The organism is Marinomonas hwangdonensis (assembly GCF_003721245.1).
Taxonomy (GTDB): Bacteria; Pseudomonadota; Gammaproteobacteria; order Pseudomonadales; family Marinomonadaceae; genus Marinomonas; species Marinomonas hwangdonensis.
In genome coordinates this window covers 58,881-80,289 of sequence record NZ_RIZG01000011.1, presented here as the reverse complement: position 1 = coordinate 80,289, position 21,409 = coordinate 58,881, and the positions used below count along the sequence as shown (strand labels likewise).

19 protein-coding genes and 1 pseudogene are annotated in these 21,409 nt (G+C 44.1%); 10 read left to right on the top strand and 10 right to left on the bottom strand.

Annotated features, from left to right (window positions below; translation table 11 throughout):
• Positions 1–554: 554 nt before the first annotated feature.
• From EBI00_RS14480 to EBI00_RS14455, 6 genes are all read right to left on the bottom strand, one after another.
• Positions 555–2,279, bottom strand: a complete 1,725-nt coding sequence (locus EBI00_RS14480) for an ABC transporter substrate-binding protein (protein ID WP_123096666.1) — start codon at positions 2,277–2,279, stop codon at positions 555–557.
• Between the two features lie 78 nt (positions 2,280–2,357).
• Complete coding sequence (locus EBI00_RS14475) at positions 2,358–2,630, bottom strand: DUF2160 domain-containing protein (protein ID WP_123096665.1); 273 nt, start codon at positions 2,628–2,630, stop codon at positions 2,358–2,360.
• Between the two features lie 11 nt (positions 2,631–2,641).
• A complete protein-coding gene (locus EBI00_RS14470; RefSeq protein ID WP_241557053.1) occupies positions 2,642–3,535 on the bottom strand; it encodes a carbohydrate ABC transporter permease in 894 nt (297 codons plus the stop codon).
• Between the two features lie 9 nt (positions 3,536–3,544).
• Positions 3,545–4,414 carry a carbohydrate ABC transporter permease gene (locus EBI00_RS14465; protein WP_123096664.1) on the bottom strand — a complete coding sequence of 290 codons (870 nt, stop codon included), beginning with the start codon at positions 4,412–4,414 and terminating at the stop codon, positions 3,545–3,547.
• Entirely contained in the window at positions 4,404–5,558 is a 1,155-nt protein-coding gene (locus EBI00_RS14460; protein ID WP_123096663.1) for an ABC transporter ATP-binding protein, read from the bottom strand. Before EBI00_RS14460 ends, EBI00_RS14465 begins: the two co-directional genes overlap by 11 nt.
• Before the next feature lie 2 nt (positions 5,559–5,560).
• The gene (locus EBI00_RS14455; protein WP_123096662.1) at positions 5,561–6,649 is read right to left on the bottom strand and encodes an ABC transporter ATP-binding protein; all 1,089 of its coding nucleotides are present in this window, start codon (positions 6,647–6,649) and stop codon (positions 5,561–5,563) included.
• 311 nt (positions 6,650–6,960) lie between these two features.
• Here EBI00_RS14455 and EBI00_RS14450 point away from each other — a divergent pair, with 311 nt between their 5' ends.
• The 4 genes from EBI00_RS14450 to EBI00_RS14435 all read left to right on the top strand — a co-directional run bounded on the left by EBI00_RS14450 (position 6,961) and on the right by EBI00_RS14435 (position 12,003).
• Positions 6,961–8,958: a sigma-54-dependent Fis family transcriptional regulator gene (locus EBI00_RS14450; RefSeq protein WP_123096661.1), complete on the top strand. Its 1,998-nt coding sequence runs from the start codon at positions 6,961–6,963 to the stop codon at positions 8,956–8,958.
• A 155-nt stretch (positions 8,959–9,113) separates the two neighbouring features.
• Positions 9,114–9,641, top strand: coding sequence for a DUF7482 domain-containing protein (locus EBI00_RS14445; RefSeq protein WP_123096660.1), 528 nt, complete (start codon positions 9,114–9,116; stop codon positions 9,639–9,641).
• 271 nt (positions 9,642–9,912) lie between these two features.
• Positions 9,913–10,887, top strand: coding sequence for a DUF1852 domain-containing protein (locus tag EBI00_RS14440; RefSeq protein WP_123096659.1), 975 nt, complete (start codon positions 9,913–9,915; stop codon positions 10,885–10,887).
• Positions 10,888–10,944: 57 nt separating this feature from the next.
• Positions 10,945–12,003: a methionine synthase gene (locus EBI00_RS14435; RefSeq protein ID WP_123096658.1), complete on the top strand. Its 1,059-nt coding sequence runs from the start codon at positions 10,945–10,947 to the stop codon at positions 12,001–12,003.
• 92 nt (positions 12,004–12,095) lie between these two features.
• Here the strand turns inward: EBI00_RS14435 and EBI00_RS14430 are convergent, their stop codons facing one another.
• Positions 12,096–13,145, bottom strand: coding sequence for a peptidase M42 (locus tag EBI00_RS14430; RefSeq protein ID WP_123096657.1), 1,050 nt, complete (start codon positions 13,143–13,145; stop codon positions 12,096–12,098).
• Positions 13,146–13,325: 180 nt separating this feature from the next.
• On the opposite strand from EBI00_RS14430, the pseudogene EBI00_RS16290 reads away from it, so the two are divergent.
• Both EBI00_RS16290 and EBI00_RS16285 read left to right on the top strand, forming a co-directional pair.
• Positions 13,326–14,051, top strand: a pseudogene (locus tag EBI00_RS16290) (PAS domain-containing protein); the annotation flags it as partial.
• A 48-nt stretch (positions 14,052–14,099) separates the two neighbouring features.
• Positions 14,100–14,564: a methyl-accepting chemotaxis protein gene (locus tag EBI00_RS16285; protein WP_241557056.1), complete on the top strand. Its 465-nt coding sequence runs from the start codon at positions 14,100–14,102 to the stop codon at positions 14,562–14,564.
• Between the two features lie 232 nt (positions 14,565–14,796).
• On the opposite strand, the gene EBI00_RS14420 is transcribed toward EBI00_RS16285, so the two are convergent.
• A complete protein-coding gene (locus EBI00_RS14420; protein ID WP_123096656.1) occupies positions 14,797–16,413 on the bottom strand; it encodes a methyl-accepting chemotaxis protein in 1,617 nt (538 codons plus the stop codon).
• Between the two features lie 323 nt (positions 16,414–16,736).
• Here EBI00_RS14420 and EBI00_RS14415 point away from each other — a divergent pair, with 323 nt between their 5' ends.
• Complete coding sequence (locus tag EBI00_RS14415) at positions 16,737–17,204, top strand: OsmC family protein (protein WP_123096655.1); 468 nt, start codon at positions 16,737–16,739, stop codon at positions 17,202–17,204.
• Positions 17,205–17,213: 9 nt separating this feature from the next.
• Here EBI00_RS14415 and EBI00_RS14410 read toward each other — a convergent pair whose 3' ends face one another.
• Positions 17,214–17,825 (bottom strand): glutathione S-transferase family protein, encoded by a 612-nt coding sequence (locus tag EBI00_RS14410; protein WP_123096654.1) that lies wholly within the window; start codon positions 17,823–17,825, stop codon positions 17,214–17,216.
• A 118-nt stretch (positions 17,826–17,943) separates the two neighbouring features.
• On the opposite strand from EBI00_RS14410, the gene EBI00_RS14405 reads away from it, so the two are divergent.
• Both EBI00_RS14405 and EBI00_RS14395 read left to right on the top strand, forming a co-directional pair.
• Positions 17,944–18,801, top strand: coding sequence for a LysR family transcriptional regulator (locus EBI00_RS14405; RefSeq protein WP_123096653.1), 858 nt, complete (start codon positions 17,944–17,946; stop codon positions 18,799–18,801).
• A gap of 433 nt (positions 18,802–19,234) precedes the next feature.
• Positions 19,235–19,705 (top strand): Dps family protein, encoded by a 471-nt coding sequence (locus EBI00_RS14395; protein WP_123096651.1) that lies wholly within the window; start codon positions 19,235–19,237, stop codon positions 19,703–19,705.
• A gap of 80 nt (positions 19,706–19,785) precedes the next feature.
• On the opposite strand, the gene EBI00_RS14390 is transcribed toward EBI00_RS14395, so the two are convergent.
• Positions 19,786–20,706 carry a DMT family transporter gene (locus tag EBI00_RS14390; RefSeq protein ID WP_123096650.1) on the bottom strand — a complete coding sequence of 307 codons (921 nt, stop codon included), beginning with the start codon at positions 20,704–20,706 and terminating at the stop codon, positions 19,786–19,788.
• A gap of 182 nt (positions 20,707–20,888) precedes the next feature.
• Between EBI00_RS14390 and EBI00_RS14385 the strand changes: the two genes are divergently transcribed.
• Entirely contained in the window at positions 20,889–21,323 is a 435-nt protein-coding gene (locus tag EBI00_RS14385) for a MarR family winged helix-turn-helix transcriptional regulator (protein ID WP_123096649.1), read from the top strand.
• Positions 21,324–21,409: the final 86 nt, after the last annotated feature.

Sequence of the window (21,409 nt, the reverse complement as noted above, 5' to 3'; positions counted from 1 at the left end):
CTGTCAGGGCTTTTTTTTGTCTCAAGAAACAAGACAGTCTGCAGACACCGTCACCCCATGCAGAACCGTCACCCACTCAGTGCCTTCCCCTTGGTCGCCGATGCGCTAGCGCCTGTTTCGCAGGCTCAACGCGTCAGCGCGCATCGGCGACCAAGGGGAGAGTCTTTGCTCACAATCAGAAGGTGCCGTACCAGAGATCTCAGGACATCTGTGCGGATCGATGACCAAGGAAAAAGCCTCTGTTCAAGATCGGAAGGTGTCGTACCAGCTATCTAAGAACGTCTGCGCGAATCGACTATCAAGGGGAGAGTCTCTGCATAAGAGCCGTATAAGCTAGGCCATTTACCTCTGTACTGTGCAGACCGGATGGCAAGGTTTGTGTTTGTATAAGGAGACGAAGGGGACGTTTCTGACTTTAAGGTGAATACTGAGGCCTATTAAGACTATTCTTTTTAAAGGTATCGTCTGAGTTTTTTATGAGGGCGTTTGTTTGGATTTTGAGTAAAAAAAGACCGGCCAAGGCCGGTCAAAGGTTCAGAGAGAGTAAGGTGTGGTTACTCCCAAGAGCGAAGTAACGCGTCGTAAGACACAGTAACACCTTGTGGTTTTTCGTTAGCCAATTTTGGTTTTGGTGAACCAGGTTGCGCTAACCAGTAAGCCTCGTCACGTGGCGTATTCATTTTTGGTCCACATAGCGGCTGTACGTTAGCACGCTCTAAGCGTTCCATTACTTTGTCTTGTGCCGCTGCTAGACCGTTCAAGGCTTCTTGAGGTGTCGCTTCGCCACTGGCTGCTTGAGAAATATACTGCCACCAAAGTTGAGCTAGCTTAGGATAATCTGGTACGTTAATTCCAGTTGGAGACCACTGTTTACGAGCGGGTCCTTTGTAGAACTCTACTAAGCCACCTAATTTAGGTGCTGCAGCCGCCATTTCAGGTGAGTTGATATCCGACTCACGAATAGGCGTTAGACCTACTAAGGTTTTCTTCAAAGACACGGTTTTAGATGTTGTGAATTGAGCATACATCCATGCCGCTAGACGACGATCATCTGGCGTTGAGTTCATGAATGTCCAAGCACCCACGTCTTGGTAACCTTTTTTCATGCCTTCTTCCCAGTATGGTCCAACTGGAGAAGGAGCCATGCGCCATTTCGGCGTGCCATCTTCGTTTACAACAGGAAGACCTTTCGTCGTCATGTCAGCCGTAAACGCGGTGTACCAGAAGATTTGCTGAGCGATGCCACCTTGAGCTGGTACAGGACCAGATTCAGAGAATGTCATTCCTTGCGCTTCTGGTGGCGCGTATTTACGCAACCAGTCTACGTATTTGGTTGTTGCATAAACAGCTGCTGGGCCGTTTGTCGCACCGCCACGAGAGACACTTGAACCAACAGGTGAGCACGCATCTTTGATACGAATACCCCATTCATCCACAGGTAAACCATTTGGTGTACCTTTGTCGCCAGCACCCGCCATAGAGAACCAAGCATCAGTAAAACGCCAGCCAAGAGAAGGATCTTTCTTACCGTAGTCCATGTGGCCATATATGCGTTCGCCGTCAATTGTCTTGACTTTATCAGTAAAGAACTCAGCAATGTCTTCATAAGCAGACCAGTTAACAGGCACACCCAGTTCATAACCATATATAGATTTAAATTTTTCTTTTAAATCAGGACGAGCAAACCAATCGGCACGGAACCAGTAAAGGTTTGCAAACTGCTGAGTTGGCAACTGATAAAGCTTGCCGTCAGGTCCAGTTGTGAAGTCAAGCCCTATAAAGTCCGCAAGATCCAGTGTCGGCAAAGTGTATTCCATGCCATCGCCATTCATCATGTCTGAAATAGGAACAACTTTACCATAGCGGAAGTGAGTACCAATCAAGTCGGAATCATTGACGTAAGCGTCATAGATGTTACGACCCGATTGCATCTGTGTTTGCAGTTTTTCGACTACGTCACCTTCTTGGATTAGATCATGATTGACTTTAATCCCTGTGATCTCTTCGAAGGCTTTAGCCAAAACTTGTGATTCGTATTGGTGAGTTGTTAGCGTTTCTGACGCAACGTTGATTTCCATGCCACGGAATTTTTTAGCGGCATCAGTAAACCATTGCATCTCTTCAAGCTGTTGTTGCTTGTTTAGTGTTGAAACACTGAACTCGGTGTCTACCCATTTTTTAGCAGCGTCTGAGTATGCGTCAGCCCATAACGTGGCAGAGTGCATCATGACAGCGAAGGGTAAGGCGGCGAGTGCAATTTTTTTCTTATTGTAGTGCATATATAACCTCAACAAAGTTTAGTTAAATTTGGCATCCATGCCAGACAGTCCATCGTTCCTATGAATTAGGGACATTGACTAGCCCCAGCGCATTAGGATAATCATCCATAATACGCATAGGACAGTGGCCACCGCTATGTTCACATCTGTCAAAGCGACAAATGCAAGGTGGATAAAAGCACTGCTAAGCAGTCCTATAAAGAGGCGATCTCCACGTGTTGTTGCCAGTGGCAAGAAGCCGCGTCGTTCCACACAAGGTGAAATAATCTGCCAAGCGGTCATGCCAACTAAGATCACGGCAATGCCAGTAAAGAATAAAGCCGTAGGTAGAGTCCAAGACATCCAAGCCATAATAGTTCCCCTTATACTCGGCCAAGGGCAAAGCCCTTCGCGACGTGGTTACGAACAAAGTAAACGACCAACATGCCAGGCAAAATGGTGAGTACACCCGCGGCGGCTAGCAGCCCCCAGTCCATGCCTGACGCCGAGACGGTGCGAGTCATGATAGCGGCGATTGGTTTTGCATCGACAGAAGTCAGAGTGCGGGCTAGTAGCAATTCCACCCAAGAGAACATGAAACAAAAGAACGCGGTTACGCCAATACCAGAGCGAATCAGTGGAATAAAGATACGCACAAAGAACTTTGGAAAAGAATAGCCATCAATATACGCTGTTTCATCGATCTCACGTGGTACCCCACTCATGAAACCTTCTAGTATCCATACAGCCAGTGGCACTGTGAAGATACAGTGCGCTAGCGCTACGGCAATGTGGGTGTCAAATAAACCGACTGAGGAATACAATTGGAAGAAAGGCAATAAGAAAACCGCAGGTGGTGCCATACGATTCGACAATAGCCAAAAGAACATGTGTTTATCGCCAATAAACTTATAGCGACTGAAAGCGTAGGCCGCTGGCAATGCCACCAATAAGCTGATAACCATATTCATCGTTACATAGAGAATGGAGTTGACATATCCCATGTACCAAGTGGAGTCACTAAAGATTTTCGCATAGTTGTCTAACGTGAAATCAGCGGGAAAAAACGACAACCCGCTCAAAATTTCCGTGTTGGTTTTAAAAGACATGTTGACTAACCAATAGATAGGCAACAAAAGTAAAATAAGGTACAGAGTTAAACCAAAGCGGCCACGTAGTGTCGCATTGCGAGCTTTACGTTCCGCTCGGCTATGAACCGGAGCTTGTTCTTTTGAACCGCTTTTATTGTGTGTCATAGGTGATGTTGAGTGAGTCATAATCTTCTCCTACTTGTCTTTTTGCATATTCATGATGGTGGTATAGAACACCCAACACACGAGCAAGATGATTAAAAAGTAGACCAATGAGAATGCCGCAGCCGGCCCAATATCAAATTGACCGATAGCCTGTTGAACCAAGGATTGGCTGAGGAATGTTGTGGCTGTACCCGGTCCGCCACCAGTTAATACAAAGGGCTCTGTATAGATCATAAAAGAATCCATAAAGCGCAATAGCATACCGATAACCAACACATTCGCGAGTTTTGGCAATTGGATGTAGCGGAAGACCGCCCATCGGGAGGCTTGGTCAATACGCGCGGCTTGATAGTACACTTCTGGAATAGAGCGAAGCCCCGAATAACACAGCAAAGCGATCAGAGGAGTCCAATGCCATACATCCATCAATACAACAGTTAACCAGGCATCTATAGGGTTAGAAGAATAGTTGTAGTCGATGCCAATGTTTGTCATAAAAGCCCCGAACAACCCAATATCCGCACGACCAAAGATTTGCCAAATAGTACCCACTACGTTCCAAGGTATGAGTAATGGAATGGCGACCAAAATCAATGCTAACGATGCTCCACGCCCTTTTGTTGGCATCATTAAGGCAACGCAGATCCCTAATGGCACTTCAATGATCAGAATAGTGAAAGAGAAGATAAACTGACGTATTAATGCTTCATGCAAACGGCTGTCTTGCATGACTTGTTCAAACCATTCCGTACCGACAAAGTAACGCGTATAAGGGTCGAAGATGTCTTGTACAGAATAGTTCACCACCGTCATGAGTGGGATAATGGCTGAAAACGCCACAATAATGAAAACGGGTAAGACAAGGAACCACGCCTTGTTATTTTCAACTTTAATTTGCATGGCTGATCTCCTGCGCTTGATCGACAGCGATAGCAGAATCGGTTATGTCAACGAGGTATTCGTCTACATAAATTTTTGTCCATTGCTCGGGAAAGCTGACATAGATCTGCCCTGAGGGAACCTGTTGGTCTTCACTAAGGCGCGCTTTCATCATTTGTCCTTGAAAAATGAAAGATAAGATCTTGTAAGTACCCAAGTCCTCCACATAGTCCACTTCAACCGCAAAAGCATCATTGTTTTTGCCGTCCCACACATGAACAAATTCAGGGCGAATGCCAACTTTGACCTTGTTTGCTCCCATGGCTTTTAAGCGCGCTAACATGGCGTCACTAACTGATATTTCTTCTTTGCCAAAGACGAGTTTGTCTTGCTGGTCACGATTTTCTAGTGTTGCTTCAAAGAAGTTCATACCTGGGCTGCCAATGAAATAGCCAACAAACGTGTGTGTGGGATTTTCAAACAGTTCTCGGGGCGTGCCAAATTGAACGATTTGGCCGTTGTACATGACCGCGATCTTGTCCGCAAAAGTGGAGGCCTCAAGTTGATCGTGGGTGACATACACCATGGTGATATTAAACTGCTCATGGATCTGCTTTAGCTTACGGCGTAGCTTCCACTTCAATTGAGGGTCGATGACCGTCAAAGGTTCGTCGAACAAAATCGCGGATACGTTGTCGCGTACTAGCCCGCGTCCCATAGAGACTTTCTGCTTTTGATCGGCTGACAGGCCCTTTGCTTTACGCTTCAGTTGGTCTGATAATTCCAAAATCTCAGCCACTTCATGGACTTTTGACTTGATCTTATGCTCGGGCACACCAATGTTACGCAGCGGAAAGGCCAGATTGTCAAACACTGTCATGGTGTCGTAAATCACCGGGAATTGGAAAACTTGAGCAATATTACGCTCTTCTGGCTTAAGCTCATTGACTCGTTTGCCGTCGAATAAGACTTCACCGTTAGAGGGTTTTAGTAAGCCAGAAATAATGTTTAATAATGTGGATTTGCCACAGCCAGAAGGGCCAAGCAAAGCAAAGGCACCACCTTGCTCCCACACATGAGTCATCTCACGAATGGCATAGTCTTCCGGTTTGGTTGGGTTTTCTGTGTAAGTATGCGCAAGGGCATTTAATGTAATAGAAGCCATGATTACTGATCCCTCATACGAGCTGGGGAATGCACCATCTTGCCTTGCGCGTCAAAGGCATAGAGTTTGTGCGTCGGGAAGTAGACCTTGATTTCTTGATCCACGTGATACGCGTGAACACCAGAAAGGTGAAGTACCAGATCAAAATGAGGGTTATGTACATGCAAAAAGGTTTCTGACCCACTTATTTCAGCCAGATCGACGCGTACAGGCAGCTCTAAATCGTCATCGGCATGAGGGACTAATCCAATATGGGATGCACGCACACCAAATTGATACTCACCCGGGCTCAAACCACGCAAATCACTGTTTAAGCGAAAATGCACGGTTTCGTCAAAGGTCACTTCTTCTTCACTGACTCGACCTTTCACAATGTTAATAGGGGGTTCAGAAAACATCTCGGCGGTAACAATATTTTTTGGTTGGTGATAAACCAAAGCGGTTGGCCCCATTTGCAATAGACGACCTTCGTTTAATACCGCGGTGTTGCCTCCGAGTGCGAGCGCCTCGTTAGGTTCGGTGGTGGCGTATACTGCAATGCAGTTACGGATTTTAAAAAGCGCACGCAGTTCTTGCCTGAGTTCTTCACGTAACTTGTAATCTAAGTTAACCAAAGGTTCATCAAACAAGACTATTTGAGAGTCCTTCACGAGTGCTCGCGCCATGGCGGTTCTTTGTTGCTGTCCACCAGAAAGTTGTAACGGTAGACGATCAAGGAAAGGGTCAATACGTAACATGGTGGCGGTTTCACGAACACGACGATCGATTTCTTTCTCGTCCATGGCCGCGAGGCGCAATGGAGAGGCGATGTTTTCGTAAACACTAAGATTGGGGTAATTAATAAATTGTTGGTAAACCATAGAAATATTGCGTTCACGCACTGGCACGCCAGTGACATCTACGCCATTCATGATGATTTTACCTTTGGTTGGCTTATCTAGACCAGCCATGAGTCGCATCAGCGTTGTTTTACCGGATAGGGTTCGACCCAGTAATACATTGAAAGAGCCGGGTTCGAGGGTAAGGTTAACATCATCGATCCAGGTTTCACCTTCAACAACGCGCGATACATTCTGCAGCGTCAAAGACATTGTAAGTACCTTTTTGTTGTTATTGTTTTTTTTAGTGCAAGGCTTTCCTGTTGTAAAAAAGCAAAAGCGAACGCACCAACACAGATCAGTACATTACAATATGCATGCCAAATGAAATAATTACGTTTTATTTTTTATTAAAGTACTGATTTATATGAATTTAATTAAAGAATTAAGGCGTTCTTAAGGTTTTTCACTTTTGAAAAAAGACTGTTCAGGAGTGTTCAAAGTGTTTACAGTAGAACAATAGTGATGAACATTTTATGCACAGTCTTATGAATATTTGAATCTTGGCTGCGCTGGAGTTAACAATGCAAGACGATAATAAGAAACGTCACCAAGAAGAAAAAGCTGGTAGCCGTTCCCCCATGTTTGAGGCGCCTGCGTCTCACACTCACAAAGAACGCATCGAAGCCTCCTGGTATCGTTGTGAGCAATTTGGCTTGAACCACACCAGTCGTCCTGATTTTGCGACCTTACCCAAGGGGACATTTAGTGACTTAGTTGAACAGCATCGAAGCCTGCTTGAAACCACAGAAAACGAAGTATTGCCTTATTACGAAAATATCTTAAGTAATTCTGCGTGCATGATTGTGTTAGCTGATCGGCAAGGTCATGTGCTAAATACCTGGGGGCAGCCTAGGTTTGGCAGTGGTGCCTCACATGGTTTAGTCAGTGGAAACCAATGGAGCGAAGCCGGTGCGGGCACGAACGCCATAGGCACCGCATTGATTACGGGACAAGCCATTCAAGTTGGGCGTGATGAGCATTATTTGCGTGCAAATCGCTTCATGGTGGGTTCGGCATCGCCAATCTACAATACCAAAAATGATTTAGTGGGTGTGCTGGATATTTCCTCGGATGCGTATCTTCCCCAAGATCACACTTTTGGAATGGTAAAGCTCATGTCGTTGAGTGTGGAAAATCGACTGATCTTTTCCGCTTTTCAGCAAGAGCATTTTATTCTCAGTTTCAATACGAATGTGGTCAGTTTAGACAGTCATTGGTCGGGTATTTTGGTATTGGATGAAAATGGCACTATAGTATCGGCAAACCGTCGAGCAGAGGTAGTGTTGGCTCGAGACCTAGCTTTACTCAATATTAATCAGGTATTTGATATTGAAATGCGAGAAATCAAACATCACCCATTTAATTTGCCGATGAAGCTGGTTGCTATGGGGCGATATCAATTTTATGTCAAAGTCATCCCGCCGATTCAACAAATTATGCGAGTGCCAGACTTTCGCAGTCGGGCCGAGTACGTCCCTCCCTTATCTCCGGGGCTTGTCGATATCCAGCAGGCAAGGCCATTGAACGAGCAGAAACAAGCATCGTCCCATATACCAATGGAGAACGTGCCAGACAATGTGATTCCGCTTGATCAACTTGAACATGGTGACGAGCGAGTTGCGCGCTTAGTCCGTCAAGCCCATAAGATTATGGAAAAGGACATTCCGATTCTTATTCATGGGGAAACAGGTGCTGGCAAAGAAATTTTCGTGCGCAGTTTGCACTATCACAGCTCTCGTGCCAAAGAGATGTTGGTGGCGGTAAATTGCGCAGCCATTCCGGCTGAGTTGGTAGAGTCTGAACTTTTTGGTTATGAAAAAGGCGCTTTTACCGGTGCGCAAAACAGAGGCTCGATTGGCTTAATTCGTCGTGCTCATCGTGGTACCTTGTTTCTGGATGAAATTGGTGAAATGCCGATGGCGGTACAGTCGCGTTTATTGCGTGTTTTACAAGAAAGAGTGGTAACGCCATTAGGCTCTACGGAAACGTATCCGGTCGACATCAAGTTGATTTCAGCCACCAATCGCACCTTAAAAGACGAAGTAAAAGAAGGCCGTTTCCGTCAAGATTTATATTATCGAATTTCGGGTTTGAACATAGAGTTACCTGCCTTGCGTGAGCGCGCTGATAAAGCCGAGTTGATTCAATATCTGCATAACCGTCTACGTAAAGAAGAGCCGGGTCCCGCTTTGTCACCAGACATGTTAGAACTATTGGTGAGGCATCCTTGGCCTGGCAACATGCGCCAGCTCGTTCACGTGCTAAAAGTCGGCATGGCCATGGCGGATGAAGAAATACTGGAAGAATGGCACTTACCTGATGATTTCTTTGATGATCTTGATACCGCCGCTTTTGACCAAACCGAACCTGAAAGTGTTGGGCAAGATGAGCCGCTGGAGCGGTTGATTCCACGCCTGTTGCACGACTTTAAAGGCAATGTCTCACAAACAGCCAAAGCGGCTGGTGTCAGTCGTAATACGGTTTATAAATACGCGAAAACAAAAGAAAACGATGCCTAAAGTGGAAACGCAACCTAGTGAATATTATTTTATGTACTTTTTGGTCGTACGTGATTAAATAATTGAAGCTTTGTGAGTGGTATAAGGGTTATGAGTTGTTGCTAACTTATACTGTTTAAGGTTCTTTTTTCGTAAAATATGTTGGAGTGAATAGCATGTTGCGTCAGTATTTCTTATGGATTGTTGTGCTGTTATTGTCTGCTTGCAGTGGCCGACCTGCTCTGGACGTCGCGCCGACATCAGTCCAGTTGGTGTCGTTTCCTATATTACGCGCGTGGCACGAGGGCAAAGAAGTTCGCTACATTACGACGGATGTGTCTGATCAGGCTGTGGCAAAAGCAAAAAATGCTAATTATGCCCCTCGGTTGAGAAATACGATACCTCAGTATCCTAAGCCACCCCAAGTAAAAACCGCGTTAGAACGTGTGTACGCTTTTCCGAATCAAGAACAAGCGTGGAGCGTATTTGCTTCCGCTCCTGAACCATTAGGCTATGAGAGTGAAAATACGCATTACTCGCCGCTTTGGTTGATGTACCTCGTGGTATGGAAAGACCCAAGCAAGGCAAAAGAACTGACGTCTGAAGAAGCTATTTTGACGGCAGAGGATCAGGGCTTGGTCACCATCGAACGAACTGACATTGTGCTCAATTGTCCGGTTATTCCATTCTCTACTGTTGATTAATGTCCGATAAAATAACGCTCTACCTAGGGCGTTATCACCCTCCAACATACTCCCTTACTCTTGATTGAAAGCTACCATCTCAGAAGCGTGTCTATTTTTGCGTGAATTATATTCATTAAAATTAAATTTAATTCATTTTTATTCATTTTAATGTTTGCGTATAACTGTACTCACATATTCATTAGGCCGATCGCCAACAAGCAAAAAACACGCGAGTGAGAACAAGGAATAGATCTCCATTTCACTTCAGAAAATAGGATACCAGATCACCATGAACAACGATTTTACCTTTACCATTAAGAGCGTTTGCTTCGATGAAAGCTACCGCCCTGCAGACAATACTCGTATCACAACGAACTTTGCGAATTTGGCTAGGGGAGAGAGACGACAAGAGAATTTACGCGATGCATTAAGGATGATTAACAATCGTTTTAATGCTTTGGCGCATTGGGATAACGCGGAGGGAGATCGTTATTCTGTTGAACTTGAAATCGTTTCGGTTGATGTGGATATCGAAGGGAAGGGCCAGACTTTCCCAACCATTGAAATTCTGAAAACGAATATTCTTGATCACCACACTGAGCAGCGTATCGAAGGTATTGTAGGAAACAATTTCTCTTCTTATGTGCGTGATTACGACTTCAGCGTCTTATTGCCAAACCATAACAAAGGCCAAAAAGAATTTAGCATTCCTGATAATTTTGGCGATCTACATGGAAAGCTCTTCAAAAGCTTTGTGAAGTCAGACAGCTTTAAAGAAAAATTTACCAAGCCGCCGGTAATCTGCCTAAGTGTTTCAGACAATAAAACGTATCAGCGTACGGGAAATCAGCATCCAGTACTGGGAATTGAATATCAACCAAATGGTACTTCTTTGACCGAGCAATACTTTCAAAAGATGGGCTTGCAGGTTCGATACTTTATGCCTGCCAACAGTGCTGCACCATTAGCGTTTTATTTTGTAGGCGACTTGCTTAACGATTACAGCAATCTTGAGCTGATTGGCACCATCAGTACGATGGAAACCTTCCAGAAAATCTACCGTCCAGAAATTTACAACGCCAACGCAGTTGCTGGAAAGAGTTATCAGCCGAACTTGAAAAACTCGGATCATTCTCTAACACAAATTGTTTATGACCGTGAAGAACGCAGTCAATTGGCGAGTGAACAAGGCAAATTTGCTGAGCAGCATTTCATAAAGCCATACCAAAGGGTGCTTGAGCAGTGGTCTGCTAATTTCGCATAGGCGCAAGTCCCCATGGTTATTTTTCAACATTACATTTAATAGACGGCATTCTTTATTATGAAAACAGTTATTGAAAAAACAGATACTAAAAACACGCTACTACCAATATCAACGGCAGGAAGCTTGCCTAAACCCACATGGCTTGCCGAGCCAGAAACCCTTTGGTCTCCTTGGAAACTGCAAGGTAATCAATTAGTTGACGGCAAACAGGATGCGCTGCGTATCTCGCTACAAGAGCAGCAACAAGCGGGTATTGATATTGTCAGTGACGGTGAGCAAACGCGCCAGCATTTCGTTACCACTTTTATTGAGCACCTCAGCGGCGTGGATTTTGAGAACCGTCAGACAGTAAGAATTCGTGACCGTTATGATGCGAGCGTTCCCACGGTTGTTGGCCCTGTTAGCCGCATTAAGCCAGTGTTTGTTGAGGATGCTAAGTTTTTACGTCAGCAAACCAAGCAACCGATTAAATGGGCGTTGCCAGGTCCAATGACCATGATTGATACGCTTTATGATGATCATTATAAAAGTCGCGAAAAGCTCGCGTGGGAATTTGCCAAAATTCTCAACCAAGAAGCCAAAGAGTTAGAAGCGGCTGGTGTGGATATCATCCAATTTGATGAGCCAGCGTTTAATGTGTTTTTTGATGAGGTCAATGATTGGGGCATCGCAACGTTAGAAAGGGCCATTGAAGGCCTTAAATGCGAAACCGCAGTGCATATTTGCTATGGCTACGGCATCAAAGCCAATACCGATTGGAAAAAGACGCTTGGCTCTGAATGGCGACAATATGAAGAAGCCTTTCCTAAGCTGCAAAAATCCAATATCGATATCATTTCGCTAGAATGCCATAACTCGCATGTGCCAATGGAATTGCTCGAACTTATTCGCGGTAAAAAAGTCATGGTCGGCGCAATCGACGTGGCAAATCATGCTATAGAGACACCAGAAGAAGTGGCCAATACTCTGCGAAAAGCCCTGCAGTTTGTCGATGCAGACAAGCTCTATCCTTGTACTAACTGTGGTATGGCTCCGCTGCCTCGCGCGGTGGCAAGAGGCAAGCTACATGCCTTAACAGCTGGTGCAGACATCATTCGAAAAGAGTTGGCTTTATAGCTCCAATCGTAAAAATCCCGTTTCGAATTTATATATCGAAACGGGATTTTTTATGTGTTGCTTCAGATAGTAATAAATAGAATCTGGTGAATCTAAATATTCGACACGACTTTCAACATATCCAAAAACGCATCCACCGATTCCACTGCCGCAGATTCGTGCATGGTGTGGTAGCCGATGGTTGGGATTTGAATCGTGGTGCCATCTACCAAGCCATTTGATGCGGCGATAATACGACCAAGTTCAGTACTACCTAGCGAGCTTGGCGGCAAACCTTGTTCAGCACGTTTCGCGTTTTCGTTTTCCACGTAACGGTTTTTATACAAATAACTGATGTTGTTTTTTACGCACAGTTCTTCAAGAAGTTGTGTGCTTTCTTTGTTGAAAGTCGCGTTAGCGTCTTTTTCCCTAAGCACAAGCAGCTGCTCGTTGGCAGCATCGACATTTGGAAAAGGGCTGGTATCCACTACGAATAAACGGTTGGTCGAGCCACCAAAACGACGGAACCACTCAAGCAAATAACGCCAACTTTTTCCGGCTTCTTCTTGGGCGGTAAAAAAGGCCGTACCTTTAAAGCCATGATCAAAAAGATGCACCAAAGCGGCGGCAGAAATCACGTTATCGAGCTGGCCCTCTAAGCGATTGTCGACGATGTGCAATTGGTCTTTAAACGCAATTGGTGTTCCGGCCACGACGCCTTCTAATCCTTCGGTTTCAAAAATTAAGTTATTACGAAATTCACAAACATAAGAGCTTTTAATCGTGCCTTTACCACGGTAGACGCCAGACCAAGGCTCGTAGGCGTAGATTTCTTCATGGTTGAAGCGCTCTGTGACCTTGGTCATGAGTTCTTCAGAAACCGAGTTGTTCAATAAATCGGTGCGGTTTGCCGAAACAAACGCTGCGTATTGGAATTCATTTGGGCCAGTACACACCAAACCATGACGATCTATATGAGCTGAAAACATAGTACTAAACGGATCGCTGCCTTGAGCCACTAATAAACCTTCGTACCAAGTGACTTTTGCCCCTCGCTCTTCCAGTTCGCGTTGTAACACGCGGAAAAATGAATGCTCTGCGCCAACCACACTGGGCGCGCGAATAAGCAATTTGAGCAGATCGATAAAGTCATCACTAGGCATGCAAATAGGTTCCAAAAAAAGGGGGAAGTCGAACCTTGTTTATAAACTGAATTGGCTTTTTTACATAATGCTTTAGTTTAAATAGAGCTATTTATTTCAAACTTTCCAAAAACACGGTCGTATTTGAAGAAAACACCAGCAACTATGAAAATTGAAGAGTAATTGTTAAGGAGACTGCAAATGTTATTTGGTAACAAAAAATTATTGACCCGAATTACTGAGTTAGAAAAAGAATTGGCCTCCTTCCAAGAGACTCAAGCCGATCTCAGACAAGAAATGCTGTATTTCTCTATGTCGTCAGAAGGGAAAATAGTCGATGCCAATATGTCCTTTATACAGTCTTGTGGTTTTGAGAAAACCGAGCTGATAGGCAAGAGCATTAATGATTTGATACTGCGGAAATCTTTAGATAAAGAGCATTGCCAAAAAATGTTATCTGCTATAAGTAGTAAAAAGCATTGGCACGGCGCTTTGCAAGTTAAAGATAAAAAGGGCAAAGAAGTTTGGTACCGATCAACGATTCAGCCTAAAAAGGCGGAGGATGGTTCGGTTATATTAGAGGTTTACTCTACTGAGCTAACTAGAACCATTTCCCAATCAAAAGAAATTGAAGATATGTTGGCAGCATTAAATCGTTCGACGGCTGTGATTGAATTTAGCTTAGAGGGCATTATTTTAAACGCCAATGATAACTTCCTTAAAGGGATGGGGTTTTCAAAAAGCCAAATTATCGGAAAACATCACAGAATATTCTGCGACCCAAAAGAAGTTGAATCTCAAGACTATCAAAACTTTTGGCAAAAGCTTCGTACTGGAGCCTTTGTGTCCGATAGGTTCAAGCGATTTGATAGCAACGGGAATGTAGTCTGGTTAGAGGCTTCTTACAATCCAGTTCATGATGACAGCGGTGAACTATACAAGGTAATTAAACTGGCCATTGTGATTACGGAACAGATGGAAAGGGAATTTGCGATTTCAGAAACTTCTGAGATTGCCTATGAAATATCTAAAAAGAGCGATCAAGATGCTATAAATGGCAAAAAAGTCATCGAGTCTACTGTTCAAACGATGAATGAATTATCTAGTCAAATGAGTGACGCAAGCAAAGGGATATTTGAATTGAATACTCAATCCATGAAAGTTTCTGATCTGGTAGAAAGCATTCGCGGTATTGCGGATCAAACGAACTTACTTGCACTTAATGCAGCTATAGAGGCCGCACGAGCAGGTGAGCAAGGTCGAGGCTTTGCCGTTGTTGCCGATGAAGTAAGGCAACTGGCTTCTAGGACCAGCACAGCGACAGAAGAGATTATTAATGTGGTGAGCGACAATAAAAGGCTGACCGAGCAGGCTGTGTCTCTTATTGAAGCCAGTATGGAGAAAGCTCATAAAGCGTTTCTACGCAAGCTGGCCAGGTGATGAATGATATTCAAATTGGCGCAAGACAAGTAGTTGACGCAGTAAGCCAATTTAATAAAAAATTATAGTTTTTGTTAAACAGTTTTTTGATAGGTAAGTAGCGATTTGTCTGTTATCTCCTAGGTCTATCGAAAACAAGGTAATGCCCTTAAGGCTATGGTCTATGTGGGCAAAAACCTGTAGCAAATCAGAAGTGACTATGGCTACAGGGTTTAATTTTGTCGATTCACATCTACACAGTAAAACGCTTTACTTGTCCAGCAAGTTCGTCGGAGTTGCTTAAGGTCTGATGAACAGAATGACTAATACGCTTAGATATTTCCATAACATCTTTCGACATACTAGCTAGATTCGAAAGGTTTTCGTTTATTTCGTCAGTGACCTTGCTTTGCTCTTCGGTTGCGCTGGCGGTTTGCGCGGTAAAGTCATAGATTCGTCCAGCGGATGTTTTCACAACGGCAATGGATTCCATGGTTTTACGAGAAAGAGAGACGCTGGTGCCTGCCATATCGACGCTTTGAGTAATCGAGCTTACCGCATTGCTGACGCCAGACTGCAAGTCATTGATCATCTTCTGTATGTCTTCGGTAGAGGCTTGGGTTTTGCTGGCCAGTTCACGCACTTCGTCGGCAACAACGGCAAAGCCTCGACCTTGCTCGCCCGCTCTAGCGGCTTCTATCGCCGCGTTTAAGGCGAGTAAATTGGTTTGCTCGGAAATGCCAAGGATGACATCCAATACGGAAGCGATTTTATTAGATCGTTCAGAAAGCTGATTGATGACGCCTGCAGCCCCTTTGATCTGCTCTGCAAGGTTATCAAGCTGAGAAATAGCACTATCTAATTGTTTAACGCCATCATCTGCAGAACGATTTAAGGCTTCAACCTCTGCCACTGTGTCAGCGGCATTTTGTGCGACCTCACGTGTTGCTCCGCCCATTTCTTCCACTGCTGTCACCACAAAATCAAGGGATTGATGTTGGCGTTCGCTAAGGTCAGCAGATTCAGAAGCGGATTCACCTAAGTTGAACATCTCTTGGCGAATGTGCTCACAGCCGTTACGTACTTGTCCGATCAAGCTGCCTAAACGAGCGACAAAGCCGTCTAGCTCGCGACTTAACTCGCCAGTTTCATCTTGTTTTGTACTGTTGATACGGCGTGTCAAATCACCGTCGCCAGAGCTGATTTCGCGCACACCTGAAGTGACCAATTTGATGGCTTTTGAGATATTCCTAGGGACAAACCAAGCAAGAATGACGCTTAAAAATATTGCAAAAATCGCAAATATTCCGACCACCAGTTTAAAGGTATCAGTAAACTCGTTGATAGCTTGGTTTTCAAGTTCAGAGTATTTGCTGATTAGTTCTTCTGAATGGTCGTATAGCGAACGTAGCTCGGTGAAATCCGTTTGGTTTTCACCAATAAAAAGAATCATGGCGGCGTCAGGGTTATCTTTCATTGATTTAATAATGTTTAAATTACCCGTAGACCATTTTTGGTAGGCACTATCAAAATTTGCTAAGAGGCGAGTTATCTCGTCTATGTCTGTTGTTAAAAGGCGGAATTGCTGCATTCTGTCCAATGCTTGCTTAGCATTAGACAGTGTTGTTTCTTCTAGCGTATTCGCTTTATTTGAGTCTTGCTCGAATACCAATGTGGCTAAGCCGAGGCGAGATTGGTACAAATCTCTATCGGCATTTTGGATCAAAGAAGATCCAGACGCGTACTTACCAATGCTATTTTGTAAGTAGGTCACTAATGTTTCGGTTGAGATGATTACTAGTAGAAAAACCAATGCTAGACCACCAAAAATTATTGTATAGCGGCCTCTTATTGTGTGTAGCATCTTCATGAATATATCCCTGTGTTTGAAGTTTTTAGAAACCAAAATTGGCAAACTTTCCCTGCTATACAGCTGTCTTCTCTCACAGAAATCGCATCAATTAGACACTAGCGTTATCGTAAAAATTACACTGGATTTAAAATTGTGCAAGTAATGTTTAGGCTGTTCTTTAAATAAATTGTAACTTTTTGCAAAGAACAATTTCATGGTTAATAATTGCCTTGTTATTTGAGCTACAGAGGCGATTGTGTACAGGTCTCGTTACATATGAAAACTTGAACGAAAGCCGTTAGATTAGGGTTAATAAAATAACTGGTGAGGAGCAATGTAGCATGTCGGAGTATTTCGCAACGGTTGAATGGAAACGTGGCTCGCAGGTATTTTCGGACAAAAAATACAGTCGCGCTCATGAATGGTTGTTCGAAGGTGGCGTAGTTGTTCCAGCCTCGTCTTCACCACATATTGTTCCTTTGCCTATGTCCGTGGCAGAAAATGTAGACCCTGAAGAAGCCTTTGTTGCTGCCATTTCTAGCTGCCACATGTTGTTCTTTTTGGACTTCGCTTCTCGTAAAAAACTCATTGTCGAACAATACACAGACAACGCCTTTGGTACCTTGGCAATTGGCCCCAATGGCAAACAAATGATGACGGAAGTGGTATTACGCCCAACCGTTACATTTGTTGGCGAAAGGCCGAGTTCAGAGGTGTTAAAAGCACTGCATCACCAATCCCATGAAGCCTGTTTTATTGCCAACTCGGTATTAACTGAAGTTCGAGTGGATGAGGCTTTTTGTTTTTGATTGATGACGTTAATCTTGGGTAATGGGAATAAACCAATCCAAGGCTTCAATGTCTTTAATCCAGCGTTGAATATTGGGATGCTCGGTCAGTTGATAAGCCCCGCCTTCCTCTGCCACATGGGTGTAAGGGAACAGGCAAATATCCGCCAGTGTTATGGAATCGCCCACTAGAAACGTTTGTTTTGCCAAGGTTTCTTCCATTTGTTTTAACGCTGCATGACCTTGTTGAATACGGTCCGGCAGCATTTGTTTTTTTAGATCCGTCATGGCGTTGTGAGTCAGCCAAAAACGTGGCGAGGCAATATTGGGCTCGTGGCTGTATTGTTCCCAGAATAGCCATTTATAGACTTTGGCTCTAAGGATGGCATCGGTTGGTAACAAGGCAGATTTGTATTGTTCTGCAAGATAGAGAATTATCGCGTTGCTTTCGCTTAAGCATTGTCCATCATCTAATTGCAATACCGGAATTTTACCGTTTGGGTTCATCGCCAAAAAGGATTCTGTGTGCGTTTCTCCTTTGGTAATGTCATATTGTTTCAAAGTTACTTTCAGACCTAAACAGGCGCATAACAAACGGATTTTATAACCGTTTCCTGAGGGTAAAAAATCGTGCAGAATCATAACTCTTTCCTTCTTAGTTGATGGTCTGATCTTGCGATAAGACAGAAACAGAAAAAAGCGAATTAAATTGATGGCTGGCATAACGCGTTTTGATGAATGATCAAATGAGAGAACGGTATTGGATACGGAACTATTAAAAACCCTTGTGGCGATTGTCGATCACGGCAGTTTTCAGCGCGCCGCTATGCAAACCTTTCGCACGCCATCGGCTATCAGTATGCAGATGAAACGACTGGAAGAACAGGTCGGCACCGAGCTGTTTTGCAAACAAGGTCGAGATCAAGTGCTAACCGAAGATGGCCAACAGCTGGTGCATTACGCACGACGTATCTTGCAGCTACAAGAAAGCGCGTTGCAATCCATCAAAGGCCCGCAGCAAGGCGTGTTGCTTAATCTGGGCTGTCCGAATGATTACGTGGCGAATTTGTTGATCGTCATTATGTCTGTCATGGAAACGATGCAACCCAATATCCGCTTTCGAATTCGCACCGGTACCTCAGCCGAACTAAGAGAATTGATGGACAAGGGCGACATTGATTTGGCCTTAGTCACGCGAACGCCAGACAGCGACGAAGGCCTAGCTCTGTTTCAAGACAAGGGCGTTTGGGTGGCGAAAAAATGTTTTGCTTGGACGTCGATGATTCCATTATCACTGGCGTTATACGAATCGAGCTGCAAATTTCATTCTAGCGCCGTCGATGGTTTGCAGAAGAAAGGCACGGATTATCAACTGTATTGCGTCACCGCCAATCTCACCCTTATTGAAAGCCTGCTGATGGCCGAAAAAGCTATTTCAGCCATCGCCAGCATCAGCGTGAGTGACTCACTAGACATCATCGAAAGTGATTTATTGCCAGCATTGCCTGCCGTACAAATAGCCTTTTCTCGTTCAGCCTCCGCGCCAGATTGGCTAACGGTTGCTTGGATCGAAGAGGTGATTGAAAGGGTAAGAAAAATAAAGGGTGGAGCGCTTTAACTCGAAGCACTTTGAATATCTTGATCAGAGGAGTCTAGTGCAAGACTGTCGATAATTATATTTACGATAAGGCGGAAGTATCGATGTGAATTTGCACAAAACACAGCGCGAAAAATGGAAGTTGATTGAACAAGAGTGCTGTTTAGTTCATTGTTTTTGTTAAGAAAAACATAGTTTTCTGAGGTGTTCACGAGAGCTTGATTTAAGGGAATGATCATTTTCTTCCCTTATTATCTCCTTGTTTCCTTTGGGTTGGCGGGTTTCGGAACGGAAGATTTTACTGTAATAATATAAATACATTAACGCAGGTGATCATCGTGTCAGCGTATGCAATACTGGTCAAACTGAAAGTACAGGATGCACTGCGGCGTTTGTTTTTGGGTTTTGCCGTGGTCTCACAAGCTTTATCAACTTTTTAAAACGAGGTAATAACATGTCAGACATCGATATTGGTATAAGCAAAAAAAATAGAGCTGAAATTTCCGATGGACTAAAACACCTTCTTGCAGACACTTACACGCTGTATTTGCAAACACACAACTTTCATTGGAATGTCACGGGTCCACAATTTCGTGAATTGCATTTAATGTTTGAAGAACACTATCAAGAATTAGCGCTTGCTGTTGATGATATTGCAGAACGTATTCGTACTTTGGATGTGGCAGCACCAGGAACATACAAAGCCTTTGCAGAACTTAGCTCCATTAAAGAAGTAGATGGGGTGCCAACTTCGGCTGACATGGTGAAATATCTAACTAAAGGCCATGAAAAAGTCGTCAAAACAGCTCGTAAGGTATTAAAAGTAGCGCAAGAGGCTGACGATGAATCTTCTGCGTCCTTGGTCTCAGATCGTATGCGAGTACATGAAAAAACTGCGTGGATGCTACGAGCAACACAAGCTTAGTAACCTTGGTTCATGTTATTTGATGGGCTGACACCGTCAGTCCATATCCAAACCAGCGACCGTCACGACCGCTGGTTTTTTTACGCCTTGTGTCGGCGCTTTGGTAATACCCAATTAAATTTCACTGCGCTAACCGCCAATAATATCAATATCACACCGAGTATTTGCGTTAGGCTAATGTGCGTCGAGAAAGCAAAGTGGTCGACAAACAGAGCGGTAATCGGATAAATAAACGACAGCAAGGCAATCAGGCTGGTGGGCAGTTTTTGAAAGCTGTCGTACATAATGATGTACATAAATCCGGTCAATACCGCACCGAGAATCAATAGATCGATCCATTGGTTGGTTTGTGTTGGTAAATTACCAAAATCCGCGAAGGGCAAGAGCATAAAGATACCAACGATCACCTGTACCAAGGCTACAAAGGTTGATGGCACTTGGCTGACTTTTTTAGTAACAAGCGTGGTCACGGTATAAAGTAGCGCTGCGCCCAAAGCGAGTAATAAGCCAAATAATGCAGAAGAACCGTCGGTGCTTGCTTCACCTGAGAAGAGTGCGTTTATCTCGTTCAGGTCCAATTCCACGATTAAAAACAAACCGACAAAAGCCAATGCGAGCCAAAATAACAGACTGCCCGACAGTTTCTCTTTGGTGATTAACGCGCCTGTTAATACTAAAAATAATGGCTGCATGTGGTAGGCCACGGTAGCGATAGAAAAAGGAATATAGTTGAAGGAAGCAAACAGAAATATCCAGTTTCCTACCAAGGTAACGCCACCCAAAATAATCATCAGCAAGACGCTACGCTGGAAATATTCACCACGAATAAGACCCGCATAATAAGCATAGCCACCTAGAACAACCGCGCCGATGATGCAGCGGAAAAACACCACATTCCAAAACGCTTGCCCTGAGCTGATAACAAAATAGCCGATAGTGCCAGACAGTATCATGGCAATAATCAATTCAATTGTGCCTATGGTGGTACTTGAGCGTTGCATGGATGTCCCTTGTTTTGTCTTTCAATAGCGCCACTAAGAACCGTGGCCAGTCATTTTGAGCAGAACTCGATAGTAGCAGAGGCATTCAATTAAGACCGCTAATTTGATGCTGTAACGACGGTTAATGTGTAAAATGTTTAATCATTATCGCTGTAACTGTTTGTGCTATATCTTGAGAGCCCATGAAATTAAATAATCCATTATTACTCGACAACCAATTGTGTTTTGCCTTGTACTCGACGTCTCTTGCAATGACACAGTTCTATAAAGAACCACTTTCTGCCATCGGTCTGACGTATCCGCAATACACGGTGATGTTGATTTTGTGGGAACAAGATGGGGTGAGTTTGAAATATATTAGCGATGCGCTTGGACAAAAGTCTGGTGCGCTAACGCCGGTGATAAAACGCATGGAAGTTGATGGTTTAGTGCAGCGATTACGTGGAGTGGACGATGATCGTAGTTTGAGTATTGCCTTGACTGAAAAAGGTAATAAGCTGCGGGTACAAGGTTTAGAAGTAAACCGCTGTGTTGCTGAGGCCTGCGGAATTGATATTGAAGAAATCACGGCATTACGTGAGCAACTGATCAGCCTTAGAAAAAAACTTGTAAGATAGGGGTTGCGCAATAATAGTTATTGCAATAACATATATTCATCAGCTTAGGTAACTGAGCTTTTATTTAACCATATAGTTATCGCGGT